The organism is Almyronema sp. (assembly GCF_052168255.1).
Classification (GTDB): Bacteria; Cyanobacteriota; Cyanobacteriia; order Phormidesmidales; family Phormidesmidaceae; genus Sphaerothrix; species Sphaerothrix epifaneia.
In genome coordinates this window covers 1-4189 of sequence record NZ_JBQLZL010000005.1, presented here as the reverse complement: position 1 = coordinate 4189, position 4189 = coordinate 1, and the positions used below count along the sequence as shown (strand labels likewise).

Annotated in this window: 3 protein-coding genes and 1 pseudogene; 2 read left to right on the top strand and 2 right to left on the bottom strand. The window is 51.8% G+C overall.

Going from position 1 to position 4189, the window contains the following annotated elements:
• Positions 1–17 precede the first annotated feature (17 nt).
• Positions 18–515 (bottom strand): SixA phosphatase family protein, encoded by a 498-nt coding sequence (locus ACTS3T_RS01285; protein ID WP_462934631.1) that lies wholly within the window; start codon positions 513–515, stop codon positions 18–20.
• A 6-nt stretch (positions 516–521) separates the two neighbouring features.
• Positions 522–1385 (bottom strand): EamA family transporter, encoded by an 864-nt coding sequence (locus tag ACTS3T_RS01280; RefSeq protein ID WP_462934630.1) that lies wholly within the window; start codon positions 1383–1385, stop codon positions 522–524.
• A 597-nt stretch (positions 1386–1982) separates the two neighbouring features.
• Here ACTS3T_RS01280 and ACTS3T_RS01275 point away from each other — a divergent pair.
• Both ACTS3T_RS01275 and ACTS3T_RS01270 read left to right on the top strand, forming a co-directional pair.
• The gene (locus ACTS3T_RS01275) at positions 1983–3293 is read left to right on the top strand and encodes an ATP-binding protein (protein ID WP_462934629.1); all 1311 of its coding nucleotides are present in this window, start codon (positions 1983–1985) and stop codon (positions 3291–3293) included.
• 9 nt (positions 3294–3302) lie between these two features.
• Positions 3303–4189 (top strand): annotated as a pseudogene (locus tag ACTS3T_RS01270) (hypothetical protein); the annotation flags it as partial.

Genomic DNA, 4189 nt, shown 5'->3' with positions numbered 1-4189 from the left:
CTTTTCAAACCTCCCCCTCAGACAACAAACAGCTTAGGAGGCAGCAGCCAAACCAGTTGCCCCTGACCGTAGAGGCTCTGTGACCACAGATCCACATCAAAGTCAATTCGAACCATTGCCGCCGTTGGCACACAAACCTGACCGCCGCCAATAAGCAAACTGGCTAAGGTAGACCAAGTCGGCTCGTGCCCCACCAACATCAGACGCGTCACGGTATCAGAAGCTTGCTGAATTAGCTGCAACACCTGATCGGGATCGGCTTCATAAAGGGCGTCTGTAACTTGTAAGTCTCGCTGCCAGCTACCCGCCGCGATCGCCAGTTCAGCCGTTGTCTTAGCCCGCATCGCCGAAGAGGTAATTACCTGATCGGGAATTTGGTCGGTAGCCGCCATCAATTCGCCCATTTTTTTTGCCGCTTTGATGCCGCGTTTCGCCACCGGACGCTGATGATCGCCTTCAAAGTCTGCATCCCAATCAGACTTGCCGTGGCGGAAAAGAATTAGCTGTTTGGTCATCAATCGTTAGCGTCCTAGTATCAAAAATACGCCAGAGAGCATTACGCCAGCCCCTAGTAGCCGTTTGCGAATCCCTGGTTCTTGAAAAATCAAGTGACCCATTAAAGCGGCTATCAGCGTACTGGTGCGTTTAACCGAAATCACATGGGCAACCAAAGTGAGCTGCAAGGCGTTCATCTGGCAGGTGGTAGCAATCATCTGAGCCAGACCAATGGGTAGCAGCAGTTTCAAATTGCGCTGAAGCTGATCGACCGGGGCGCTCACCCGCCGTAGCACAAGCGGTAACATGCCCACCCCAATAAAGGCGTGCAATGCCACCAGCCAAAATAAAGGCGATGAGCTTTCAACGCCTACCTTATCAAGACTGGCGGTAATACTCCAAATAAAAGCTACGCCCAGCATTAGCTTTGGCCCCGGCTCTTGCCAAAAGGCTTGAAAAGGGGCAAAGGGGCTGCGGTACTGCGATCGCCAGTTCAGCACATAAGCCCCCAACACAATCAGCAACCCCCCCATCACATCACCCCAGTCTGCCGACTCTTGCACAATAAAAGGCGACGTAAGCCCCAAAAACAGCGGCGTAAAGCTGACATAGGGCACCGTTAGCGAAATATCAGAGGTGGAAATGGCTTTGATATAAAGGAAAAAGGCCAGCGTATTTAGCAAACCGCCAATCACCAGAGCTGTCCAAAAGCTGGGCTGGAGCGGGGGTAAACCTTCCCAAGCGATCGCGGGTAAGAGACAAACCGTGGTCAAAACAGGCCAAGCCCAGGCCACTAGATACACATCTAGCTGGTTTAAACTGCGTTTGCTAAAAATGTCTTTGCTGGCTTCAAAAAAAGCGGTACAGCCTGCTAGTAGTAACCAGCTCACAAAGTCAACTCCCAAATTGAAGGCGTTTAGGTCGTCCTAATTCTGGTTTTTAAGCGCTGCTCTCCCTTAAGCGGATGTTTGAAAAGTCCTATTTTTTGTAGCAAGAGTGGAAATCTCCCTAAATCCCCCTTAAAAAGGGAGACTTCCGAACCGATGAGGGCAGCAGGGGGGAATCAACAAATGTCTTAAGCTACAGCAGATCACTTTTCAAACGCCCTCCAAATCCGAACTGATTGAAAGCAGAGCCACTATTATCAATTGAACCCAAACAGCGCTTGGGTTCGAGGATACAACGTTAGTTTGGGATAAGTCGTTGGGGAAAGAATCCACCAAAAGGACAAGCTGCGCTAAATGTGGCTTTCAATTAAGGGCAAGTTCTCAAATTTCTGTGACACTTGGTATCCCCTATAGCATTTACCGAGGCACAAGAGGATTAGGGGAATAAATGGATCTACTTGGTTACCCAACCTGATCTTTTCGTCTAGATCTTAACCTCTATGGCGATCGCGCTAGATTGTAGGATGGGCAAAGCCCTGTAGCCCATCAAGTGCCAATAGGTTGCTTAACCTGCACCGTCTTGATTCGCGATGATTGATCATGCCGATTGACGTAGGCCGTTTTTATCGAGCTTCAAACCCTAGCCAGCCGATCGCCGACGAGCGATATTACATTGACTGCTCCAGCGTCCGGGGCGGCGACATTATTCGCGAGTTAGAGCGCACCATTGTGCTGCTCTCACCCGACCAGCCTACCACCCAGTTATTTACCGGGCACATTGGCTCTGGTAAGTCTACAGAACTGTTTCGCCTCAAGTCAGGTTTAGAAGCTGCTGGGTTCCATGTGGTTTATTTTGAGTCTGACCAAGACTTAGAAATGGGCAACATCGACATCACCAATATCATGCTGGTGATGGCGCGACGAATTGCCGCCAGTTTAGAAGCGGTGCAGATTCAACTGCGGCCTTCTTATTTTCAAAACCTGCTGCGGGAAATCTCTCGCATTCTCAACACGCCGATTGAAGTTTCAGATATTAGCGTTTCCATGGGGATCGCGTCGATTACCGCTAGAGCCAAAGAAAGCAACGAACTGCTCAGTAAGCTGCAAAACTTTTTAGAACCACGCACCAAAAGCATTATCGATGCCATCAATCAAGAAATTATCGTGCCCGGTACAGAACGGCTTAAACAACAGGGCAAAAGTGGCCTAGTGGTAATTGTTGATAACCTCGATCGCATTGACAGTACCCGCAAAGTGGGCGATCGCACTCAGCCCGCCTATATTTTTGTCGATCGCGGCGATCAGCTCAAGCGCTTAGCCTGCCATGTGGTCTATACCATTCCCTTGGCTTTAGTTTTTTCAAATGATCAACCCCGTTTACTCAACCGCTTTGGCATTGGTCTGAAGGTGCTGCCCATGGTACCTGTGAGAAACCGTCAAGGAGAACCCTTTGAAGCAGGATTGACGCTAATGCGACAGGTAATTTTGGCCAGAGCGTTTCCTGATTTGCAAGCGTCGGCTCGGCTAGAGCGGATTTCTGAACTGTTTGACCAAGCGGCTACCCTCGATCGCCTGTGTGACATTAGCGGCGGCCACATGCGAACCTTGCTGCGGCTGCTGGTGGGTTGCTTACAGCGGCAAAACCCACCCCTCTCGCGGCAAACGCTAGAAACCGTGATTCGAGATGAGCGCGACTTCCTGGCTAGAATCGTAGAAGAACCGGAGTGGGCGCTACTATTGCGGGCGGTGCAGCAGCTCAGCGTGCAGGGAGACGAAGACTACAATGCGCTCCTGCGAAACTTGCTGGTTTACGAATATCGCGACGAAATCGGCCAATGGTTTAACGCCAATCCCCTGCTGGCCGAAACCGAAAAGTTCAAAGCCCGTCAGCGTCAAGCCGTTAAAGAGTAGACCGCTGCCATGACCTTCCCTGCCGAAAAACTGGATGATGTAGCCGCTGTCTTAGCCCACAATCAAGTAAGTTTAGACAACCTTCAGCGGGCGATTGCTTTGGGACGTCACAGCTTTTCGCTGCTGTTTGCCCCCTGCAACTACCAGCGCTTGCAAAACTTACTGGTTGAGTATTTGCAGCAAAAAATTGACGGCGCTCAGGTGCTAACCCTGCAACCCACAACCGATTCTCTTTATCGGGCGATCGCCCAACCCATCTCACCGACCGATCAACCCCCGGTTTTGCTGGTCAAAGGTTTAGATCACGTCCAGCAACTACCCCAGGTCTTAGCACAAGACAATCTGGTGCGCGACAACTTTCGGCAATTTCAGTTTCCGGTTGTGTTCTGGCTAAACGAATATAGCCTGCAACAGTTTAGCCGCTACGCCCCCGATTTCGTCACCTATGCCACTCGCCCCGGCAGCTTTGCCTACCCTGCCAATGCTCTGGTTTCACTCCTCCACCAAAGCGCCGACCAACTGTTTGCCCAAACCCTGCAAACCGACAGCGATCGCACCTTGCCCAACCCCGCGATCGCCCTACAAAGCGACTCTCAGCTCAGCAGCGAACTCGAATTTGCCCTTAGCGATCTCGCCACCACAGGTCGCCCCCTTGATGCTGAATTGCAAGCCTGTCTAGACTTTGTGCGCGGTCGCGAAGCCCATGCTCAGCTAGAGATGGATACGGCGAGAGAGCGGTATGAGCGGAGTTTGCGATTTTGGCAGAGGCGGGAGGGGGAGGGGGGACGCGGGGAAGGTAGGGAGGAGGGGGCGAAGTTGCCAGCAAGATTGGCTGGTGAGTTGTGGGCAGCGGATCAAGACTTAAACCCCCATCCCCCCATCCCCCCATCCCCCCA